Consider the following 22,635-nt stretch of genomic DNA (forward strand, 5'->3'; position numbering starts at 1 on the left):
AAGGTTATGACAGATCAGTATATTATTGCAATCGATGGTGGCACTCAAAGTACGAAAGTAGCTATATTTGATGTATTAGGTACAGAAGTTTGTTCTCACACTGTACAACTAAGAGAAATAGAACTTAGTGACAATGGTAGGGCTGAGCATCCGGATGATGATTTATGGGATAGTTTGAAGACGGCATGTCAAGAAATGTTTAAAAAATTTCATGGCGACAAGAACAACATCATAGGTGTAGGTCTTGGTTCCATAAGGTGTTGTCGTGCTTTAATTAAGGAAGATGGCAACTTAGCATCACCGGTTCAAAGTTGGATGGACCTTAGATTGTCAAGACCCTATGAGCATGATGACGATGCAGTAAAATATGTAACAACGACAACCGGTTACTTAACCCATAGGTTGACCGGAGAGACAAAGGATACCAGGTCCAATTATGTTGGTCCATGGCCCATAGATCCTATAACTTTGGAATGGTTCGAGGACAAAGAAAAATTCGATGCTTATACGACACCAAGAGAAATGCTTTTTGATTTAGTGGATCCATCGGTCGTCATGGGAAAGGTGAATGCCTTTGCAAGCGATGCGACAGGTATCCCTCTAGGTATTCCGGTAGTATCGACAGCGAATGACAAAGCGGTTGAAGGACTTGGCGCAGGTCTTGTAAATGACGGTACTGTGTTGGTATCTCTTGGCACCTACATCACTTCCATGATGGTTGGTGAAGAAAACAACATGAATAGCGTGAATTTTTGGAGTAACCCAGGCGCAACCAAAGGTGAATTCTTATATGAAAGTAGCGGTATTCGAAGAGGTATGGCAACAGTAACTTGGATCAAAGAACTTTTAGGAAGTGACATTGTTAACGTAGCTAAAGAACAAGGTATATCTCCAGAAGCGTATTTGAATATATTAGCCAGTGATGTACCTGTAGGTTGTGACGGCTTATATACGATACTAAATTGGTTGGCACGTCCGAATCAGTTACATGAACGAGGTATGATGATTGGGTTCAATGGTACCCACAAAGGCCCTCATATGTTCCGTTCAGTACTAGAAGGTATTGCCTTAACCATGAAAAACCATGCTCAAGCCATGTGCGATGAACGAGGTATAGAGTTATCCAATATTATTGTTAGCGGTGGCGGATCCAATGGCGAACTGTTTATGCAGATATTTGCGGATGTCTTTGGAGTACCTGCACATAGAAATGTAGTAAACGGTTCAGCCAGCATGGGAGCAGCTATTTGTGCAGCATTGGCCCTTGGTGTGTATAAAGATCGACAAGAAGCCATTGATCATATGATTAGGCGTAAAGATACTTTTATCCCAATTGATAAAAATGTAGAACTTTATAGAAAAATCAATGAGCAGGTATACCAACATATTACAGCCCACACCGACGAATTATTGAAAAAGTCCTACGAAATATTTGGATAAATACCCTATAACCACGCATTGATCGTTTAACGTATCCAATGAAGAAGATATAAAGCAATAGCAATAGAAATGGCAATAGATGCTCAGCAACAAATGGGTCATCTGATTGTCATTTCCTTGTATCCTTAATCTTATTAGAGGCATTACCTGAAAAAGATAGGAGGTTTTACGTTTTGGATAGTAACAGTTCCAGTACTGTAGAGGGCAAAGCAAAACAAAAAATTAGGCCATTTGTTTTTTTACCAGCATTTATATTACTTTTACTTACAATCATATTGAATTTTACCAATTATGAAGCTTTTTTAGCCATAACAGAAAAAGCCAAAAACTTCATGGTAATCGACATGGGATGGATGTTTAGTATATCTGGCGTTTTATGTGTGATCATCATCGTTTTTGTTTATTTTTCTCCATTAGGTGAGGTAAGACTGGGAGGACCGGACGCCATACCATTACTAAAAAAATCATCTTGGTTTGCTGTAACCTTATGCACAACCATAGCAGCAGGTATCTTGTTTTGGGGTACAGCCGAGCCCATATGGCATTTGGCCTATCCGCCGGAATCCTTAGGTATAGAACCTATGTCTGCAGAAGCGGCCATTTTTGCAATGGAAACCATGTACCTGCACTGGACTTTTATTCCTTATGCTATATACGCGGTACCAACCATTGTGTTTGCTTTTGCCTATTATAATATGAAGCGTTCTTTCAGTGTAGGTTCTCAGATTAGTCCCCTTGTAACGGTAGGTGTACAGAAGAAATTCAATGGTGTTATTGATGCAATTGTATTATTTACAGTCGCTACAGGTATCTCCGCTTCATTTGGTACAGCCGTCATGAATATGGGGGGTGGCATCAACGCACTTTTTGGAATGAACAATGATAAGTATCTATGGATTATAATCACAATTATTGGCACCATAGCATTTATTATTTCCTCAGGAACAGGCTTAATGAAAGGTATTCGGATTTTATCAGATGTGAATGTATATCTTTATTATGTTATTATTGCAGCGCTACTCATTCTGGGTCCAACAGTCTATTTTTTTAGCATCGGCACAGAAGCTTTTGGTGGCTTTTTAGACAATATATTTAGTAAAGCCTTGTTTACAGGGACCGCTGCAGGGGATACATGGGCTTCAGGATGGACCATGTTCTATTGGTCTAACTGGATGGCATGGGCGCCTGTCTCTGCTGTATTTTTAGCCAGAATTGCTTATGGCTATAAAATCAAAGAAGTGGTGATGATGAACTTTGTAATACCAAGTATATTCAGTGTTGTCTGGATGACCATTCTCTCTGGTACAACGTTGAACTTTCAGATGACAGGTCGAGTAGATGTCTTAGCTATTATGAATGAACAAGGTTCAGCCGCCGCCGCGTATGCTGTACTGGGAGAACTGCCTTTGTCAGGTATTATCATTGGAATTTATCTTATTGCTGTTATGATTTCATTTATAACTGCAACAGACTCAACAACCAATGCTATGGCAAGTATATGTACCACAGGCATACGTGAGGGAAGTCAAGAAGCACCATTACTGATTAAAGTAGCTTGGGGTGTTATTGTCGGCTCGGTCTCATTGGTTTTTATTGCCACACTTGGCATTGATGGCATTAAGATGATGTCCTATCTAGGTGGTTTCCCAGCTTTATTCTTAGGACTTTTTAGTTTGATAGCCTTACTTAGAATCATGCGTAAACCAGAGAAGTTTGACACTTATGCAAAAGAATAAATGAGGCAAAAACATGATGGATGATTTAAAAAAGAACGCAAAAAAGTTAGTACTTCTAACCAACGATGACGGTATAGGATCACCTGGACTAAAAGCTTTAGCAGAAGCCTTGGACCCCTTGTGTGAACTGTTAATAGTAGCACCCCGGTTTCAACAAACCGGCATGGGCCGAGGTGCACTTAGTGGTGACCAAGTAGGAATCATTCAAAAGCTAACACTAAACATTAATGGAAAAGAGTTAAAAGCGTATTCGGTTTATGGTTCACCAGCTCAATCTGTCGTTCACGGCATCTTAGAGTTGACAAACAAAAAACCGGATTATTGTATCAGTGGTATCAATTACGGTGAGAATTTAGGATTGGCCTTCACCTGTAGTGGAACCTTAGGTGCAACTTTTGAAGCGGATAGCTGGGGTATACCTGCCATAGCTTTTTCAAGATCCATACCACATCAATATCAAAAATCAGAAGATTTTATGACCCTAGACTGGGAAATAGAAAAAGTAATGGTTCAGCGCTTGATTTCGGATATATTAGAAAAAGGCATGCCGGATCAAGTTAAAATCTTAAATGTTAATTTTCCGACCAACATGACCTCTAACACGGAAGTTCGTATGACAAAACAAGCCTATATGAATTATGGTAATTATATCCATCCCGGTCAGAGAGATTATAGTCAAGGTCATCAGCTTGAATGGAGAATAAACAATCGTTTGCATGAAGCTCCCAAGGACTCAGATATATATGCTATTCATTTTGATCAAGTTATATCCGTAACACCGATGACATCCTTGATGTCTGTCGATGCGGATACTTATCATAGATGAAAGCCTACAATCATCCCTCCCCAAAAAAACAGGTCCACCCTTATGAAGGATTGGACCTGTTTTTTGCATAAATTATCTATTAAAGTGAATACAGACCAGTCTAATTGATCATTAAGTTAATATATCTTAAGCCCATCTTCAAAACCAAATACTTCATAAGGCACTTCATAATAATCGGAGTAATAACTGTTGTTCTGTTGATGATGCGCCAAAACAGTGATTTGGAGATAGGTTTCGCTGATGCCAAAGGACAGAGTTGGGTCATCAAAATCCAAGGTTATGCCCAGATGTTTGTTGATGGCGGACTCATAATCAAAGCCATCGACAAAAATATCCGACAGCGTCATAATACGACCGGATGGGTCTAGAACATCATAAAAGGAGAGGGACCCATCAATACCCGGACCATAAAAATAAACATAATAGCTAACATTGGTATAAGGACCGACCTTAAGCAGGTAAGAATGTAAATTAGCCTGTTCTAGGGGTTGGTCTTTGTGGTGATTAAAAACCATAGTCTTATGATCTTCATAAGCAGCATCCATAAGGGACTTCACTTCATCGGTGGCATCTTTAGGATAAGTATATTCGATATAGAACTGTATACCGTCCTCAATATAATTTTTTGTTTGGTAATCGGCTTGATTCGCATCATAACTGGTGATAAAGCGCATAACACCACCATCTTGGACAAAAAGGTCCTCATCATGATAGAACCTTTCATTGATGGCAATGTTACCAAGAGGACTGCCTAGAGGAATTGAAAAGGTATGAGGGTTGAAACCGATGTTAAAGTCCGGTGTCTCATGATCTAGAATCAGGAGGAGACGATCATAGGCCAAATAGAACTTCTGTGTGGGTAAGAATCCTTTGAAAGGTGCAATCAATTGTAAGCTAGAACCATAGAAGTCTTCAGCATCAGCAAGGAGTTGTTGCCTTTTAACCTCTTCCAGTACAGCATCGTTTAGGATTGCAAGACCATCTGTATCATTGGTAAAAACATCTACAAGAAGAAGTTCTTCACCGGTATTCAAATCAAAATTCAAAGTGTCATATAGACTATAATAAGCTGGATCCGTACCGAGTTCTCCCTTGTACTCAGCGGAAAGTCTAAGAAGAACAGAAAGCACATGGTTGCTGTTATATTGGTGTGACACCTCAAGATAATATGACTGAAGTTGTCCATGCGCACTGGGATTTGTGGCATAACCTCTAAAAGGCGGCATTAATCCTTCTTCGATATAAGGTAAATAAGAACGGTACATATCATAGATGGCAGCATTGATTTTATCTTCAACACTTTGATCTTTAAGTCCGAAAATCTGAAAATAACTTTTGTGGAATTGATCAAGTTTTTTATCTTCAATATAATGAAACTCAAGTGGATGATCAGTGACATGATAGACCTGACAAGGTGCATGAATAATCGGACCAAGTGGAACTTGACGTACTTCAAGTTCCACTTCTACTGTTTGCTCTACATGTGCCTTCGTCTCATTTAGCTTTGCAGCACCCTCATTATGAGGATTTTTGTTTTTTATACAAGCGCTCAAACTTAAGATAGATAATAGAAGGGCACCAAGTACAAAAAGTTTTGTAGAGAATTTATTGCAAGGGAACATAGCCAGTCTCCTTTGCCAGAAGTTGGCCTTCATCACTTAGAAGCCACTCTATAACTTGTCTTGCAGGACTATCTTTAGGTTCATCAGAACGAATGACAGCATAGTAGGCAGTCCCAACGGGGTATTCTTTGGAAGCGATGGTCTCAGGGCTAGGATAAACACCATCCACTTTAAGCAAACGGACATCATCATTCCCCCACATATCCACGACAAAGTAATAGTAAGAATAGCCGAGGGCATCTGGTGAACTTTCATAAGCAGCGACAGCATCAATAAGGCCACTCATACCTGCAATGATCTGTTCAGAAGGCGGTTCCATGGGTAATTTATCCTTCATAACCAATTCAAGAAAACCGGTCTGACTACCTGAGTTGAGGGGACGTTGGTAAGCCACTATTGGTAGATTAGCACCACCTACCTGAGACCAGTTTGTGATTTCGCCAGCGTAGATGGAACGAATTTCCTCGTATGTTAAGGAATCAACAGGGTTGTCCACATGAGCCAGAAAAACAAAAGCTTCACTTACAATAGGAATAACTTCTAAGGTCACATCCATTGAAGCAGCCAAATCAAGCTCCTCTTTAGAAGGGCTTGTTACAAAAATCAAATCGGTTTTCTGATCAATAAGATTCACATAAGCCTGATGGGTTTTATTATGTAGAATATAGGGTCGAACTTCGTCAAGGGTCATACCCATAAGTCTTCCGGCAAGAGCCTCGGACAAAGGTATAGTAACAGTGGAACCGTCTACACGAGGGTAAGTTTCCGGATCAAAGGATGGTGCTTGACTTTCCTTGGAGTTTGAAGCGGTGCAAGCAGATAGGAAACCCAAAGATAATGTTAATAATATAACAAAAACAACGTGACCAAAATACCTTTTACAACTGTACATAATTTAATCTCTCCCTTATTATCTGTGTAGTAGAAAAATGATATCGTTCTATACTTTACTCAACTTAACTAAGTATATTAGATATTAATGTTTCCTATTAAGCTTACTAAAGTGAAGATAGGTTGTAAAGTTAAATAAGTGTGTCAAAAGTCTTACATGATGTGAATCACCTAGACAAGCAAAGTTTCAAATTGTATAATGAAGGTCAATTTAGTAAAACTCAGTTTTGACCCATTCACCATAATAAAAATACTTTATCAAGACCTATAGAGGAGAAACTATGAAAAAAGCAATGATGAATAGAAAATCAGAACGATCTTATAATGGCAAACCTTTGTCAGAGGACCATGAAAAGAGATTGATGGCCTACCTAGAAGATGATAAAAATAGAATAGGTATAAATGGCAATGTCATAACCATTCATTACCAGAAAGCAGTTGAGCAAAAGAGTGAAAAGATTGGTACCTATGGTGTAATAAAAAAAGCGCCGGCATATTTAATTACCGCATGCAAGAACAATGAAAAAGCCATGCTAGACTGCGGCTATGTATTTGAGAAACTTGTGCTCTACCTTGAATCCATGGGCATAGCGACTTGTTGGCTTGGCGGTACCTTTAACCGTAATAAGATCAACCAAGTTAAGGCATATGCACCGGATACATTCATACCGATCATATCACCTATAGGCTATAGTGCTGGCAAAAAAACATTGACGGACCGTTTTTTTAGAAGAATGGCCCATTCAGACAGTCGAAAAGACTTTGATTCATTATTTTATGATCAAGAAAAGTCGGTTATTGAAGATACCAAACTCAGAAAACAACTGACGTATGTCCGCATAGCACCAAGTGCTTCAAATCAGCAACCTTGGCGTATCGTTATAGATTCAGTAAAAAATGCCCATTTTTATCTTAACAGGACGCCAAAATATGCTAATCAACTGGGTTATGACATTCAAATGATTGACATGGGCATCGCCTTGTGTCACTACGAACTGGCAACGGGGAAAAAGAACTATTTTGAAAAAACAGAGAAATTAACCATAGAGAAGGTAAATTGGGAGTATGTCATCAGCGTAAGTTCATGATGCATATCTGAAAATTAAGAAAGAAATTGCAAATCCAAAGAATATATAGTAACATAAAAGACAGAGAAATGTCCTGAATGTAACACAAAAGGGGCTAGAATAATAAGGTGGCTATATGGTTAAGAAACTGTCCATACGAAACAAACTCATCCTAAGCATCTTCCTGGGTTGTCTGATACCCTATTTTTTTGGTGGCCTTTATATCAAAAACCAGGCAGAAACATGGCTCTATAATAAAAACATAGAAAGCACCAATACGCTACTAGGACAAACAGCAGATTTTGTAGACGAGACCATTTTAATACAAACAGAGAATCTGGTCTCCATGATGGCAAAAGATGAACGTATTATTCATGAAGACGGACAACTAAACAGCTATGTGGATTATGAGGCCGAAACATTTAGACGCCGTTCATCCGTTGAGGAAAGAAAAGTATTAGCCCTATTTAGAAACATGAAACAATCTCATGATATTTTGGGCTTAATTGCCTTTGGTACAGAGTATGGTGGCTATGTAGAATACCCTGAGTTCAATCCTAATGCACCTTATGACCCCAGAATTAGGCCATGGTATATGAATGCTATAGGAACAGAAGGCGTGATTGTATCCGAGCCCTATCGGACCAGTGTTACGAATGAACTGGTCATTAGTATTGCCAAAAATGTGAAATCCGGTTATACCGATATAGGCGTTTTAAGCTTGGTCATTCGATTAGATGATTTGGTGACACGAATGAATAACTTAAGTTATGGTGAAACCGGCTATGTTAAGGTCCTAAGTCCCAGTAACAAGTTTATCAATAGCCCCAAACATGAAGATTGGATATTGGCTTCTATTGAAGAACTTGAGCTAGATGTTTTTTATGACATCGATGGGTATGACGGTTATTCTTTTGAAGGTCAGATTGATGGAGAAGATAAAGTCTTTAATGTGCATATATCCCCATATAGTGGATGGAAATACATTGCCATAATCGATAGGAACGAGGTCATTGCGCAATCCAAAGTACTGACAGATGCATTAATTCTAATTTATTTTCTCACACTATTGATTATATTACTATTTGTTTCCCTCATATCCAGCTATATAACAAGACCGATTCTTAAGATTGCAGGGGTCATTAACAAAATGGCAAACTTTAAGTTTGACGCCTATGAAGAAGATAAGGATCTCATATCGATAAGTCACAAAAAAGATGAGGTGGGTGCAATTACATCTGCCCTTCATGACATGCAAACGAATTTTGTTGAACTTTCAAACAACATATATGACATGGATGAAGAGATTAAGAATATAGCCATTGGAGACAAATCCAGATACAGTCTAAGTTTATCTGAGGATAACCCATTCGTTGGTATTACAAAGTCAATCAATAACTTACTGGACAAGGTCTATAGCTATATCGATCAAATCAAGTCATCTCAGTTAGAGATAACCAATAAAAATGAGCTTTTAACGGCCTCGGAAGAGGAATTGACAGCACAAGTTGAGGAGATAGAATCTCAAAAGGCTTACATTCACTTTTTAGCTGATCATGATCCCTTAACAGAATTACCAAACCGTCGTAGCTTCTACAAAAAGCTAAACCAAGTACTGGAAGCCGATGAAAAGGGCGCTGTCATGCTACTTGACCTAGATAACTTTAAAGGCATCAATGATACTCTAGGCCATCTATTTGGAGATCAAGTTTTGATGTTTATATCCAGAGAACTTGAGGCATTGGCAAGTGATCGGGTATTTGTTTCCAGATTCGGTGGAGATGAGTTTTTATTACTATATATGTGGACCAATGGTGAAAACGAATTGTTAGAATTCATTCATCATCTCAACGAATTGTTCAATAGAAAGCTCTATATAGAAAATAATGAAGTGAACATAGAGTTTAGCATGGGTATATCATTATTTCCAAGTGACAGTAATGATATTAATCAGCTTATAATGAACGCAGACCTTGCCTTGTACACCATTAAAAACAGTGGCAAAAATAATTATGCTTTTTATAGCCTTGGTATGGGCGAATATCAGATTTACAAATCCAAAACGGAAGCCATTTTAAGAGAAGCCATTGATACAGATGGTTTTAAGATGGTCTATCAACCTCAAGTAGAGCTTTCTACAGGAAGGGTGGCCGGCTTTGAAGCACTCCTTAGATTAAAAAATAATAAATTATCACCGGGTGAGTTTATTCCAATAGCAGAAGATAACGGTATGATCATAGCCATAGGTCGTATTGTAACAAAGTTGGTTGTAGAACAGATTAGAAGTTGGATGGAAAGAGGCTATACTATCAAGCCGGTGGCCATTAACTATTCAGCTGTACAGATGTATGATTATGGCTATAAAGCATACTTACTGAATCTACTTAGGGAGAACGCCGTTAGCCCCAGTCATATACTCATAGAAATCACAGAAAATATTTTCCTTGAAAACAAAGAATCCACCATAGCTTTTCTAAAAGGGCTTCGGTCTCATGGTATCAAGATAGCCATTGACGATTTTGGAACGGGTTACTCCTCACTGAGCTATCTGACTTTCTTACCCATTGATACCATTAAGCTGGACCGTTCACTCAGTATGGAGTTTTTAGAGATGGATAACATATCTGTTATGGATAGCCTAATCGCTCTAGCCCATAGCTTGAATCTTCTAGTCATAGCAGAGGGTATTGAAGAACAGAAACAAGTCAAACGACTTAAGTATGGCAAATGCGATGCCATCCAAGGTTATTATTTTAGTAAGCCTATGGAAGTAGAAGAACTAGAGCAGGAGTTTGATAAAAAATACGAAGTGTAGAGAGCTAAAATAAGAATGAAAAAAATTGAAATAAGACAGGAATAAGCCGAAAAAGAGAGCCGATTGATGGGTTCTTTTTTTTTATCTTGACATTGAGTCCTTATGCCTATATAATTCTCCATAACACTAAACATATAAAACATATAGATTTAGTATGCAATAAAGAAAAGGAGATATGTCACATGAGAAGAATAAGAATCAAAGGTTGTTGCTGCTGTTGTTGTCGTTAATCGTGAAGAAAGAAAAACAGCCACAAACAACCAAGATAGAATCAAAGAAAGATAGAGGTATCTTATGAAAAAGTTAAGAAGTGTATTGAGTCTCATTCTAGTAGCATCCATGGTTTTAGCCTTGTTATCAAGCTGTACAGCAAAGGCAGATAAAGATCAAGACAGCCCGATCAAAATAGCCGTGGCATTTCCTATGACCGGTGATCAAGCAGAATATGGCCAAAGTTTTCTACTCGCAGCTCAGATCAAAGTTGATGAATGGAACGCAAAAGGCGGCGTTTTAGGCAGAACAATAGAATTGCTTTCCTATGATGATAAGAATTCCAGTGAAGAAGCAGCAACCATAGCACAAAAAATAGTAAGCACACCGGAGATTGTAGGTGTACTTGGGCATTTCTCATCCGGTGTAAGCATGGTTGCAGCACCGATATATGAAGAAAATCAAGTTATAGAAATATCCAATACCGCATCTCACCCAGATTATTCATCTATCGGTGACTATATATTTAGAAACAACGCCGTCATCAGCAATGAGTTTGAAGTTATCGAATCCTTGCTAACAGAAGATCTAAAACTATCAAAAGTTGGTATTGTAGCCATTAAAACGGACTGGGGAACAACAGCCGGTACAATAGCCGCGGATATGATAGGCAACAATGAAGCACTGACTTTGGTTGGACATGAAGAAGTGGTGGAAGGATCCGATGATTATAGCCTTGTCATAGCAAAGCTAAAAGATGCCGGTGCAGAAGCGGTAATCAGTGTCGGCATGTACGCCTTATTAGCCCCATTAGCAAGACAATACAAAGCAGTGGATCCGGATATACAAATACTTGGATTATCTAACGCCTATGCACAGCAACTCATTGAACTGGGTGGGGAAGCAACAGAAGGTATTATATTCCCGGTAAGCTTTTACAGTGATCTAGAAAATCCTGAAATAAAAAGATTCGTTGATGCATATGTTGAGAGCTTTGGTAGTGAACCATCAGCCCTTGCGGCACAGGCATATGATTCAATAGGTATACTTCTGGAAGCCATCAAAGTCAATGGTAATCTTGATCGACCATCTCTTAGAGATACACTAAACAACATTACTTATCCGGGTATAACGGGAGAAACTAAGTTTGATGAAAAAGGCGATGCAACTAAGAACTATACAAAGCTTATCGTAAGAGACGGTAACTTTGTACCTTATGGAGATTAACCACGAGTTTGAAAGGAGGTCATAGGGATGATGCTACAACAGTTGCTTAACGGCATGGCTCTGGGTATGGCCTACGCTTTGATTGCAGTAGGTTACACCTTGGTATTTGGTATTCTAAGGTTAGTGAATTTTTCTCATGGCGCTGTTTATGCATTTGGAGCCCATATGGTTATTTTCTTCATCGGTATGAACTTTGGACTTTTACCGGCAGTAGTTTTCGGTATACTCTTATCCGGCCTACTAGGTGTTCTCATTGACAAGATTGCCCTTAATCCTCTTAGAAAGAAAAAGTCACCTAATATTTCAGCACTCATAACCACCATAGGTGTTTCATATATTATTCAGAATCTCTTGGTGCTTGGCTTTGGAAGTGGACGCAAGTCCTTTCCAAAGCTTATTGAATCCAGAAGCATCATGATAGGAGAAGCTCAGATTACCAACATACAGGTGTTGATGCTGGTCGTATCTGTGATGCTTTTTATATCCCTTACTGTCCTAGTCAAGTATACAAAAATAGGATTGGCCATGCGGGCCGTAGAACAGCATGAAACCAATGCAGCTTTAATGGGGATACCCACGAGTTTTATCATATCATTTACATTTTTCTTAGGCGGGCTCACAGCGGCTATCGCCAGTGTCCTAATTGGCAGTCATTATGAGATCGTGTATCCTACCATGGGCATGATGATTGGGTTAAAAGCATTTTCAGCAGCGGTTCTAGGTGGTATTGGTGTTTTTTACGGATCGATTGTAGGAGGCTTATTGATAGGGCTAACGGAAGCACTAGCAGCAACTTGGTTTGGGGCGGAGTATAGAGACTCTGTAGCATTTATCGTCTTAATCTTGGTGTTGATTCTAAGACCTATGGGATTATTTGGTAAGAAAGGCTTAAACAAGGTGTAAACATGTCAGAGAAATTTACAGTAGACAAAATATTAATAGCATCCATAATTTTACTCCTATCGGGGTTGCCACTACTTGGCTTTTCCCAGTATGTTATGCGTATTGTTATCCTCATGGGCATCTATACAATATTAGCCCTTGGTCTGAACATACTGGTGGGTTATACAGGCTTGGTATCTCTTGGTCATGCCGGTTTTTTTGCCATAGGCGCTTATGGGACAGCTTACTTTATGATACAACATTCTATTAGTTTTCTTGTGGCACTTATTATCGGAACCATATTGTCCGGTGTCATGGGGTTGATCCTAGGACTTCCAACCATCCGTTTATCAGGTACCTATTTGTCCATCGTGACTTTAGGTTTTGCCATGATTGTACAAGTGGTCATCATGAATTGGGACTCGGTTACAAATGGAACCCTAGGCATGAGTCAAATACCAAAACCGAGCATCTTTGGTTACGTCTTGAACTTGGCCAACCATGGTATTTACTATTTGATGTTATTTATTTTAGGGCTTGTTACTTTAGGCTGTTATACCATCATCAATTCCAAGATCGGTCGAACATTAAGAGCGATTAAGTCAGATGAGCTGGCAACGACCATGATGGGCATTCATATTGACAGGTATAAGATCTTGGCATTTGTTTTATCAGCAAGTATTACCGGTTTGGCAGGCGGTTTTTACGCAACCTTATCTTCTTATATCGATCACAATTCCTTTGGTTTTGATTTATCCATTCTAATCTTATGTATGGTGATCTTAGGTGGCATGGGAACCATTAGGGGCATGTATTTGGGCGCGGCACTTCTTATAATTTTCCCTGAGATTGCAAGACCTTTAATGTCATGGCGTTTTGTCGTATATGGCTTTGTACTTATAATTATGATGCATTTTAGACCTCAAGGTATTTTAGGTTGGAGATCTAGGAAACAATATCCTATACCAAGTGAATTAAAAAATCCCTATCGGATGGTTGAAGTGGAGGAATAGAGGATGAACTTGCTAAGAGCAGAAAATATAAGTCTAAGCTTTGGCGGTTTAACAGCAGTCAATGATTTTAATTTTTATATAGATGAAGGCCAAGTCGTGAGTATCATCGGTCCAAATGGTGCAGGCAAAACAACCTTGTTTAATATTCTAACCGGTATATATAAGGTGAATCAAGGCAACATCTATATGAATGAGGAACCCATTGATGGACTACATGCTAGAAAAATCGTCTCAAAAGGTATAGCAAGAACCTTTCAAAACATCCGTTTATTTTCAGATATGCGCGTTATTGAAAACGTTTTGGTCGGATCCCATATCAATACGAATTACAGCTTTTTTGACGGACTCTTTAGAACAAAACGCTTTTATGAAGTTGAGAACCTAAAGAAGCAAGAAGGCGCCAAGCTCCTTGCTTCTTTAGGCTTAGCCCAGCGACTGTCAGATTATGCAGATAACCTGTCCTATGGAGAACAGCGTAAGTTGGAGATAGCAAGGGCGATGGCCACAGGTGCCAAGTTGCTTTTATTGGACGAGCCGGCTGCAGGTATGAATCACCAAGAATCAGAAGACCTGAGAGTTTTCATCGCCAGTCTGAAGAAGCTTGGCTATACCATTTTGCTGATAGAACATGATATGCGCGTGGTCATGAACGTCTCTGACTATATCTATGTCATGGATTACGGCAAAAAGATTGCACAAGGCAGACCCCATGAGATACAGAGCAATGAAGCCGTCGCCATGGCTTATCTCGGTGATAGTGAGGTGCATCTATGATTTTAGAAGTTAAAGACCTATATACCAGTTACGGTCATATTCATGCTCTTAGAGGTCTTGATTTGGTCATGAATGAAGGAGAGATCATTAGTTTGATTGGTGCCAATGGTGCAGGAAAAAGTACACTACTGGGTTCCATCGCAGGCATCCATCCGGCAAGAAAAGGTGATATCTTTTTTAAAGGAAAGAAGATCACCAAAAACCGTCCCCACCAACTCGTAAAAAAAGGGATCAGCATGGTTGTGGAAGGACGAGGCATCTTTCCAAGATTAAGCGTTGAAGAGAACATAAAAATAGGTGCCTACACAATTAATAATCGTCAAGTGGTAAACAATACAATGGATAAAATATACGACTTATTTCCAAGGCTATCGGAAAGAAAGCATCAACAAGCAGGCACCCTATCAGGTGGGGAGCAACAGATGTTGGCCATTGGCAGAGCCCTTATGAGCCAGCCCAAGCTATTACTACTGGACGAGCCCTCTTTAGGTTTGGCACCTAAGTTGGTCAAAACAATCTTTGAAATGATTCAGACCATAAATAAAGAAGGTATAAGTATATTATTAGTAGAGCAAAATGCCAACTTAGCTTTAAGCATTTCAGATCGAACCTATGTACTTGAAAACGGTGAGATTACCTTAAATGGCGCTTCAAAGGACTTACGTCATCATGAAGGTGTTAAAAAAGCTTATCTAGGAGAAGTCTTAGACACTACATCACAAGAAGTCATTCAATCCTTTCAGGCCTCTAGCCTGTAAACAAACAATTTTAGGAGGAAAAACATGATACATAACAATAAAAAGGATCAAGGCGAACACATAGAAGGGTTACGATCTGCCATTGAACATAGAGCAACTTGGTTTGCCCTTATGGTGGACGAAGCGAAAAAAATGGGATTAGATACTGAGTTTGCAAGAAATGCCGTATTCAGATGTGGCTCATTTCATGGCAATCACAAATTGCCGGATACGGATAATCTGAAGGAATTTGCAGATGCTTTCTTAACAGACGATGTCAAAAAGATATTTGAGATGGAAACAGAGGTGACAGAGGATCACTTAGAGGTTACCTTCCATTACTGTCCATTGGTAGAAGCCTGGAAAAAATTAGGTATCCCGGAGGAAGACATTGATATATATTGTGACATAGCCATGGAAGGTGACCGAGGTATTGTCAGTACCTACGATCAATTCGAATTTGAGTTAGGTGATACCATAGCCAAGGGCTGTGACACTTGTAAGTTACATATTCGAAAAAAGTGAGACTCTCATAGTATACAGATTTAGGTTTTGACAAGCGCTTATGATTGGGCTATATTATAATCATACTAAGTCGATATGTATAGGAGGTTATTTTGAAGATTTCAGCAAAAGGACGGTACGCTATTGTCGCCATGATTGAGATGGCAATCCATTATAAAGACCAACAAACCCTATCACTTGTCACCCTATCAGAGCGCCTTGATATTTCCAAGATCTATCTGGAGCAGGTTTTTACATTACTAAAAAAACAGGCCTTGGTCAACGCCATAAAAGGTTCCCATGGTGGGTACTATTTATCCAAGAAACCGGAAGAGATAACCCTACTAGAAATCATGAAAGCGACAGAAGCAGGACTCTTTGAAGGCCCTAAGGAAACGGCATCCTTTAATGGGCCTGAGACGGAAGTGGTGCTCATGCGTCAAGTCTATGAACCTTTAGATGATGCGATAGAGAAGTGCTTGAAGGGAAAGAACTTAGAAGATCTAAAAATCGAAGTTGAAAGCTTACGAAGTAAAAATACGAATATGTATTATATTTAGCCAAGTAAAGGAGTTGCTACATTGAACAAAAAAGCGTTCAACACACAATGTATACATGGTGACGAGAGAAAACATGACACAACAGGGGCAGTCAGTGTGCCCATATACCAATCGGCTACATTTGCCCATCCGAGTGTTGGAGAAAGTACTGGGTTTGACTATTCAAGATTACAGAATCCGACAAGAGAGCATTTGGAAAACACCATCGCTCAGTTGGAAGCCGGTCATAAAGCGCTGGCTTTTTCTACAGGCATGGCCGCGATGACGACCCTTATGACCCTTTTTGAACCTGGAGATCATATAATTGCTTCAGATGACTTGTATGGTGGTTCTCATAGATTGTTTCATCATATCAGTATGAAATACGGCATACGATTTAGTTTTTCATCCATGACGGATCCGAAGGAAGTCGAAGCACTTATTGAAAAGACTACAAAAGGCATATTTGTAGAGAGCCCTACGAATCCCATGATGCAGGTCACAGACCTTAGACAAATGGCTCGACTTGGCAAAGCCCATAACCTTCTAATCATGGTAGACAATACTTTTTTAACACCCTATTATCAGAGACCTTTGGAGCTAGGAGCGGATGTGGTAATACATAGTGGCACCAAATATCTTGGCGGTCACAACGATACACTAGCAGGTATGCTGGTGGTCAAGGACGAAGCGCTTCATGAAAAGTTAAGCTTTTACGCCAAAACCATTGGGGCCTGTTTATCCCCATTTGACAGTTGGCTCATAATTAGAGGCATAAAAACTTTGCCCATTAGAATGGATTATCAACAAAAGTCAGCCCTATTTTTAGCCAACTGGCTAAGAGACCAGACACAGATCAAGCAGGTCTATTATATTGGCCTTAAAGACCATCCCGGATATGCTATATCAAAAAGCCAAGCCAGTGGATTTGGTGGGATGATTTCCTTTGAAGTCGCATCGGAAAGTCTGGCAAGACAAATACTGGAAAAGGTTCAAGTGATTCAGTATGCAGAAAGCCTTGGTGGTGTGGAGACCTTGATTACATACCCCATGTTACAGACCCATGGTGATATTCCAAAATCTGAGAGAGAAGCCAAAGGCATCAATGAAAGGCTATTAAGGTTATCAGTCGGCCTAGAATCGGTCGAGGATTTGTTGGAGGATTTAGAACAAGCAATGGAGGTTAAATCAAGTGATATATAACTTTGATGAGATTATAGACAGAAATAACACAGATTCCTTGAAGTATGATTTTGCAGAAAAAAGAGGCATGCCTGAAGATTTGCTACCGATGTGGGTTGCAGACATGGACTTTAGAACACCCGAACCGATTATAGAGGCTTTACAAAGTACGGTCAGCCACGGTATTTTTGGGTATTCAGAGAGTCGAGAAGACTATTATAGAGTATTGGAAAAATGGTTTCTAACACAGTTTAATTGGCAGATCCAATCCAAATGGCTGGTTAAGACACCTGGCGTGGTTTATGCAATCAGTCAAGCCATCCGCGCCTTTACAGAAGAAGGTGATGGCGTCCTGATTCAAGAACCGGTCTACTATCCCTTTCGTCAGACCATCGCTATGAATAAACGTAAGGTTGTGGTAAATCAATTGGTCTATAACTATGGAAGGTATGAGATTGATTTTGAAGATTTTGAAGCAAGCATTCAAAGAGAAAGCGTCAAGCTCTTTATACTATGTAGCCCACATAACCCTGTCGGACGTGTATGGACCAAAGAAGAACTTATAAGAATGGGAGACATCTGTCTAGAACATGGTGTCATCATCATTGCCGATGAGATTCACAGTGATTTTACCTTTGAAAATATAACCCATCATGTCTTTGCAGATTTGAAGTCTGAATATCTGGAACAGACCATAACTTGCACAGCACCTTCAAAAACCTTTAATCTGGCAGGTTTACAGATTTCTAATATTCTCATAGCCAATCAAACATACAAAAAACGTTTCAAAGAAGAAATGGCAAAAGGCGGCTATTCTCAACTCAATATTATGGGCATTGTAGCTTGTAGGGCAGCTTATCATCATGGTCATGGGTGGTTATCTCAGTTAAGAGTTTATTTAAAGGATAATCTTAAGTATGTTAGAAGCTTTGTAAATACCCAATTAGAAGGGGTGAGGTTGGTTGAACCGGAGGGCACCTATTTGCTTTGGCTTGATTTTTCTACATACCTTAAGAAACACGGCCTATCCGATCAAGAGTTAAATCAGCTCATTGTTTATGAAGGGAAGCTTTGGCTGGATGACGGCAATATGTTCGGTCAAGGTGGCCATAGCTTCCAGAGAATAAACATGGCATGTCCAAGAGCCTTATTAGTAAAAGGTATGGAACAACTGGCGACGGCCTTAGCCATTCATACTAAGGCAATAAAAAACTAACAGGGTGATAAGACTGTTAGTTTTTTAAACACTATAATCAGGGGGATTCATACTGGTTTTCATTTGTATAATTTTGTTCTTACCGGATTTTTTTGCTTTATACAGAGCCACATCCACATCCCTTAGATGTTCATCAAGGGAATCATGTTCAAAAACACCATAACCACCACTTAATGTGGCACCGGTTTTTTTGACCACATCCAGAAGGTTAAACTGATGAACAAAATGATTAAGCTTCCGGGTCACAGTTTCTAAGTCAAGATGAAGCATGATGATGAATTCATCCCCACCATAACGGGCAATATGACCGTCGTCTTTAAAATGCGTTTTCAGTAATTCACCTATTTCACGAAGAAGTCGATCACCCATTTGATGACCATGGAAATCGTTTACATTTTTGAAGTTATCTAAGTCTACCATTAATGAGACAAAATGCTGGTCAGTTTCAATAGAATGGCGATACTTTTCAAAAATATAGGCTCTGTTGTTGACTTGGGTTAACTCGTCTTGATAAGCCATATTCTCAAGCTTGGCATTTAAAATATTAAGTAGCGTATTTTTCTCATAGAAGGTGATGGAAAACTGACGAAGCATAAGAAACACAACCAGTAAGCTCATGGGTATTTGAATGATGCGATCATAGAAAGCCAGTTCAGGTGTGTGGACAGGAAGAAAGTCAGGATATAAGTATTCAATAGTAATAAACCCACACATCATAGTAACTAAGAGTGAGATGAAGAACAGCCTTTGCCAGCCACTAAATAAAAAGCTCACAGCAACGGAACATAAGAAGACGTAAGCAATCACATTATTACTATAAGCACCTGAGTTATACCAACCAAGGGGTACTATAAAAAGGATAATAAATAAAATACAAGGAAAACGTAACCATAAAGCGTGATTCTTGTATTTATTTACCAATCCTGTGACAAAAAGCATCACGACCCATTTATAGTTGGCTTCAAAAGGGTACTGAATCAACAGGTTCAAGATGATATTGGTCACTGAAACAATCAGGATGATAACAAGAATTTGATTAAACAGTTGATCTTGTATCGAGCGCTCTGTAGACTTGAAGTTCAGCAAGTCTCTAATATTCATAGTTTTACCTCAATGTATAAAATGGGGTTAAAGTGTCAATACGATAACGTTGGTTCTTCACATACATATAAAACAATATTACTATTTTACAATACATTTGTCAATGTGACCCAAAGGACATGCTTTGATTTTTACAAAAGTCTGCTATAATAATAAGATAAACACAACTTAATTAAGACAGGAGCATGCTATGAAATATGATTGGATCTTAATGGATATTGATGATACATTAATTGACTTTGAAGGAAGTGAACACGCAGCTTTAATGCAAGCCATGAAAAGCAATAACATTCACTTTACAGAACAGTATTTTGAAGTCTATAAACTCATTAATAGAGAACTTTGGCAGCTTTTTGAAAAAGGAATCTATAAAAAAAATGAAATCCTAACACTTCGCTTCGACTTACTTTTTGCACAGTTAGGTTTACATGGTGATGCAGCCCAAGTAAACCATGATTATCTGGTTGCCATGGGAGACCATGTAACCTTAGAGCCGGGGGCAGAAGCATTATTAAAAAAATTACAAGGAAGCGTGAGATTAGCCATCGTCACCAACGGCACCAAGTTGGCCCAGGACATTAAGCTTGAGCGCTGCGGTCTAAAAAAATACTTTGAAGCCATCTTTATCTCAGATGTTGTTGGTGCTCACAAACCAAATGAAGCTTTTTTCGAGGCGGTAGAGAAACAAGTAGGACCCTTTGACAAAGACCGTACCATAATTCTCGGTGATGGACTCTATTCAGATATTTTAGGTGGACTGCGCTATGGTATATGGACCTGCTGGTATAACAAAAACAATATCGAAAAGCCAAGTGACATTCAACCGGATTATATTATACATAATCTTCATGAGTTCCTAACCATCGTCAAAGCATGATAGGTAAAAAAAACGTCCCCCGATTATGTTAATCTGTAGGGACGTTTTTACGAACTCAACTTTACTCAATGACGAAACGACTGACCACTTCATTCAGTACTTCGACATTATCATTAACTTCTTTGGAGATGAGATCCAAATCACCAATGGTTTGCTTTTGGGTTTCCATGGTGGCATTGATTTCCTCAGCGGTTGCCGCATTTTCTTCTGTTACCGCGGAGATAGATTGTATAGCATGAAGGGCAGTTTCTTTGGCCTGATTAATATCACTATAAGAAGCTTGAACTTGCCCCATCTTATCTGTGGATTCATCAATTAAACGACTACTGTCTTCCATAGTGGCTTTTACATCTAACATCTTAGTGTGAGCGACCTGTATAGAATCATTCGACTTGGACATGTTGCCTTTAGATGCGTTAACAGCTTCAGTTACAAGGTTGATAATCTGATTAATCTCTTTAGTTGAAGTGGTGGTTTGTTCTGCCAGATTTCTAATCTCAGAGGCAACGACAGCAAAACCTTTACCGGCTTCACCGGCTCTAGCAGCTTCAATAGAAGCATTCAGTGCCAAGAGGTTGGTTTGTCCGGCAATCCCTTCAATGGTGGTGACAATATCATTTATAGAACTGGAGTGGGTACTTAAGTTCTCAATGTTCTCATTAAGTTTCTGTATAGCGACTAAGGTCGTATCAAATTCTGTAACAAGAGCAGACACCGATTCATTACCAAGGCCTTGTTGTTCGCTCACCTTTGTTGAGAATGCAAGTACATCGTTGGCAAGTTCGTTACTCATAGCAATCAACTCATTAAGTGATTCGAGAGAATCTACACTCTCACTAGCTTCATGGGCCTGATCTTGAGCACCATTAGCAAACTCATCCACAGCGGTCACCACATTAGTGGCACTTTCGGTGGTTTGAGCGGAGATGACGGACATCTGGTTGGCATGGTGTTTGAGTGTTTTAGAGAAGTCTAGAATCTGGCTTATGATACTTCTAAAAGCCTCATTCAGATGATTGACAGAGTTGGCCATGGTACCAATCTCATCTTTTCGATTCTCAAGTTGTTTTAACTTCTGAGAAGGACTGATGTTTAAGTTGGCTATAAGCTTTAATTGTTCTGTCATAGCAGCAATTGGCTTGGTAATGGTAATACTAAAGAGGGTGGCGACAAAAGCACCAATGACAAGAAGTACCACGGCTACGATGATAATCAGTGTCATGCTGTTTCTAAGCATGGTCTCTTGGTTAGCTCTTTTTTCCAGGATGGTCGCTTCGATATCATCCACATAATTGCCGGTACCGATGACCCAGCCATAAGGCTCAAATGTTTGAGAATAGCCTCTTTTCCTATCGGCTCTTGTTTCACCCGGCTTAGGGAAATAATAATCCAGATACCCACCGCCTTCCTTTGCATTGGCAATCAGTTCTTGAATAATATACAGCCCATTGTCATCTTGTAGATTAAGTCGGTTGCTGCCTTCAACGTCTGGATTTCCAAGAAGGACCACATTGTTGCCTTCAAGATCGTCGGCCCAGAAGTATCCGACATCACCGTATTTGGCTTCTCTTACAATATCTGCAGCAACAGCTTTACCTTGATCCGGTGTTAAGACGCCGGCTTCAACTTGATTCACCACACCTTGAAGCTCACTGACAATGATTTCAACTTGATATTTAAGGTTAAGGTCATAATTATCATACATATAGGTTTCCAATTCGTTGATGCTATCTTCCGAGCTATCTTTAATGATGACATAAGAAGAGATACTTAAAATGAGGATAGTAAGTAGAATCAAAAGATTTGTTACCAAAGCTTGTTTTACCAAAAATTTCATGTAAAAACCTCCTCGTAATAAAATGAATAGCATTATAATATTCTAATAATTCATTATACACCCAAATCGTGAAAGATTAAAGCCTTTCTAGATCATAAACACCTATGGGAGCTGAGTTTAGTGAAACTTAGTTTTGACC

At 39.3% G+C, this 22,635-nt stretch carries 19 protein-coding genes; 15 read left to right on the forward strand and 4 right to left on the reverse strand.

Annotation, left to right across the window (positions count from 1 at the left end; all coding sequences use genetic code 11):
• The 3 genes from P0N36_RS10410 to surE all read left to right on the forward strand — a co-directional run.
• On the forward strand, window positions 1-1,440 hold a 1,440-nt coding region (locus tag P0N36_RS10410; RefSeq protein ID WP_275842785.1), incomplete at its 5' end, for an FGGY-family carbohydrate kinase.
• A 173-nt stretch (window positions 1,441-1,613) separates the two neighbouring features.
• Window positions 1,614-3,176 (forward strand): BCCT family transporter, encoded by a 1,563-nt coding sequence (locus P0N36_RS10415; RefSeq protein WP_275842786.1) that lies wholly within the window; start codon window positions 1,614-1,616, stop codon window positions 3,174-3,176.
• Between the two features lie 13 nt (window positions 3,177-3,189).
• Window positions 3,190-4,002: a 5'/3'-nucleotidase SurE gene (gene surE / locus P0N36_RS10420; RefSeq protein ID WP_275842787.1), complete on the forward strand. Its 813-nt coding sequence runs from the start codon at window positions 3,190-3,192 to the stop codon at window positions 4,000-4,002.
• 116 nt (window positions 4,003-4,118) lie between these two features.
• Here surE and P0N36_RS10425 read toward each other — a convergent pair whose 3' ends face one another.
• Together P0N36_RS10425 and P0N36_RS10430 are read right to left on the reverse strand one after the other, a co-directional pair.
• Window positions 4,119-5,624: a hypothetical protein gene (locus P0N36_RS10425; protein ID WP_275842788.1), complete on the reverse strand. Its 1,506-nt coding sequence runs from the start codon at window positions 5,622-5,624 to the stop codon at window positions 4,119-4,121.
• Window positions 5,608-6,516, reverse strand: coding sequence for a PstS family phosphate ABC transporter substrate-binding protein (locus tag P0N36_RS10430; protein WP_275842789.1), 909 nt, complete (start codon window positions 6,514-6,516; stop codon window positions 5,608-5,610). The genes P0N36_RS10425 and P0N36_RS10430 overlap by 17 nt, the downstream gene beginning before the upstream one ends.
• A 280-nt stretch (window positions 6,517-6,796) precedes the next feature.
• Here P0N36_RS10430 and P0N36_RS10435 point away from each other — a divergent pair, with 280 nt between their 5' ends.
• From P0N36_RS10435 to P0N36_RS10485, 11 genes are all read left to right on the forward strand, one after another.
• Window positions 6,797-7,603, forward strand: a complete 807-nt coding sequence (locus P0N36_RS10435) for a nitroreductase family protein (protein ID WP_275842790.1) — start codon at window positions 6,797-6,799, stop codon at window positions 7,601-7,603.
• 115 nt (window positions 7,604-7,718) lie between these two features.
• Window positions 7,719-10,397, forward strand: coding sequence for a bifunctional diguanylate cyclase/phosphodiesterase (locus P0N36_RS10440; protein WP_275842791.1), 2,679 nt, complete (start codon window positions 7,719-7,721; stop codon window positions 10,395-10,397).
• Between the two features lie 294 nt (window positions 10,398-10,691).
• Entirely contained in the window at window positions 10,692-11,834 is a 1,143-nt protein-coding gene (locus tag P0N36_RS10445) for an ABC transporter substrate-binding protein (protein ID WP_275842792.1), read from the forward strand.
• Between the two features lie 27 nt (window positions 11,835-11,861).
• The gene (locus P0N36_RS10450) at window positions 11,862-12,737 is read left to right on the forward strand and encodes a branched-chain amino acid ABC transporter permease (RefSeq protein ID WP_275842793.1); all 876 of its coding nucleotides are present in this window, start codon (window positions 11,862-11,864) and stop codon (window positions 12,735-12,737) included.
• A 2-nt stretch (window positions 12,738-12,739) separates the two neighbouring features.
• Complete coding sequence (locus tag P0N36_RS10455) at window positions 12,740-13,729, forward strand: branched-chain amino acid ABC transporter permease (protein ID WP_275842794.1); 990 nt, start codon at window positions 12,740-12,742, stop codon at window positions 13,727-13,729.
• 3 nt (window positions 13,730-13,732) lie between these two features.
• A complete protein-coding gene (locus tag P0N36_RS10460; protein WP_275842795.1) occupies window positions 13,733-14,503 on the forward strand; it encodes an ABC transporter ATP-binding protein in 771 nt (256 codons plus the stop codon).
• Window positions 14,500-15,261, forward strand: a complete 762-nt coding sequence (locus P0N36_RS10465) for an ABC transporter ATP-binding protein (RefSeq protein WP_275842796.1) — start codon at window positions 14,500-14,502, stop codon at window positions 15,259-15,261. The genes P0N36_RS10460 and P0N36_RS10465 overlap by 4 nt, the downstream gene beginning before the upstream one ends.
• A 24-nt stretch (window positions 15,262-15,285) precedes the next feature.
• On the forward strand, window positions 15,286-15,765 hold the full coding sequence (locus tag P0N36_RS10470; protein ID WP_275842797.1) for an L-2-amino-thiazoline-4-carboxylic acid hydrolase: 480 nt from the start codon (window positions 15,286-15,288) through the stop codon (window positions 15,763-15,765).
• 92 nt (window positions 15,766-15,857) lie between these two features.
• Window positions 15,858-16,304, forward strand: coding sequence for an RrF2 family transcriptional regulator (locus tag P0N36_RS10475; protein WP_275842798.1), 447 nt, complete (start codon window positions 15,858-15,860; stop codon window positions 16,302-16,304).
• A 21-nt stretch (window positions 16,305-16,325) separates the two neighbouring features.
• Complete coding sequence (locus P0N36_RS10480) at window positions 16,326-17,486, forward strand: trans-sulfuration enzyme family protein (protein WP_275842799.1); 1,161 nt, start codon at window positions 16,326-16,328, stop codon at window positions 17,484-17,486.
• Window positions 17,476-18,681 (forward strand): MalY/PatB family protein, encoded by a 1,206-nt coding sequence (locus P0N36_RS10485; protein WP_275842800.1) that lies wholly within the window; start codon window positions 17,476-17,478, stop codon window positions 18,679-18,681. Before P0N36_RS10480 ends, P0N36_RS10485 begins: the two co-directional genes overlap by 11 nt.
• 24 nt (window positions 18,682-18,705) lie before the next feature.
• Here the strand turns inward: P0N36_RS10485 and P0N36_RS10490 are convergent, their stop codons facing one another.
• Window positions 18,706-19,782, reverse strand: coding sequence for a GGDEF domain-containing protein (locus P0N36_RS10490; protein WP_275842801.1), 1,077 nt, complete (start codon window positions 19,780-19,782; stop codon window positions 18,706-18,708).
• A gap of 190 nt (window positions 19,783-19,972) precedes the next feature.
• On the opposite strand from P0N36_RS10490, the gene P0N36_RS10495 reads away from it, so the two are divergent.
• On the forward strand, window positions 19,973-20,659 hold the full coding sequence (locus tag P0N36_RS10495; RefSeq protein ID WP_275842802.1) for a YjjG family noncanonical pyrimidine nucleotidase: 687 nt from the start codon (window positions 19,973-19,975) through the stop codon (window positions 20,657-20,659).
• A 61-nt stretch (window positions 20,660-20,720) separates the two neighbouring features.
• On the opposite strand, the gene P0N36_RS10500 is transcribed toward P0N36_RS10495, so the two are convergent.
• Entirely contained in the window at window positions 20,721-22,496 is a 1,776-nt protein-coding gene (locus P0N36_RS10500; protein ID WP_275842803.1) for a methyl-accepting chemotaxis protein, read from the reverse strand.
• Between the last annotated feature and the right edge of the window lie 139 nt (window positions 22,497-22,635).

Source organism: Petrocella sp. FN5 (assembly GCF_029210395.1).
In the GTDB taxonomy this organism is placed as follows: domain Bacteria; phylum Bacillota; class Clostridia; order Lachnospirales; family Vallitaleaceae; genus Petrocella.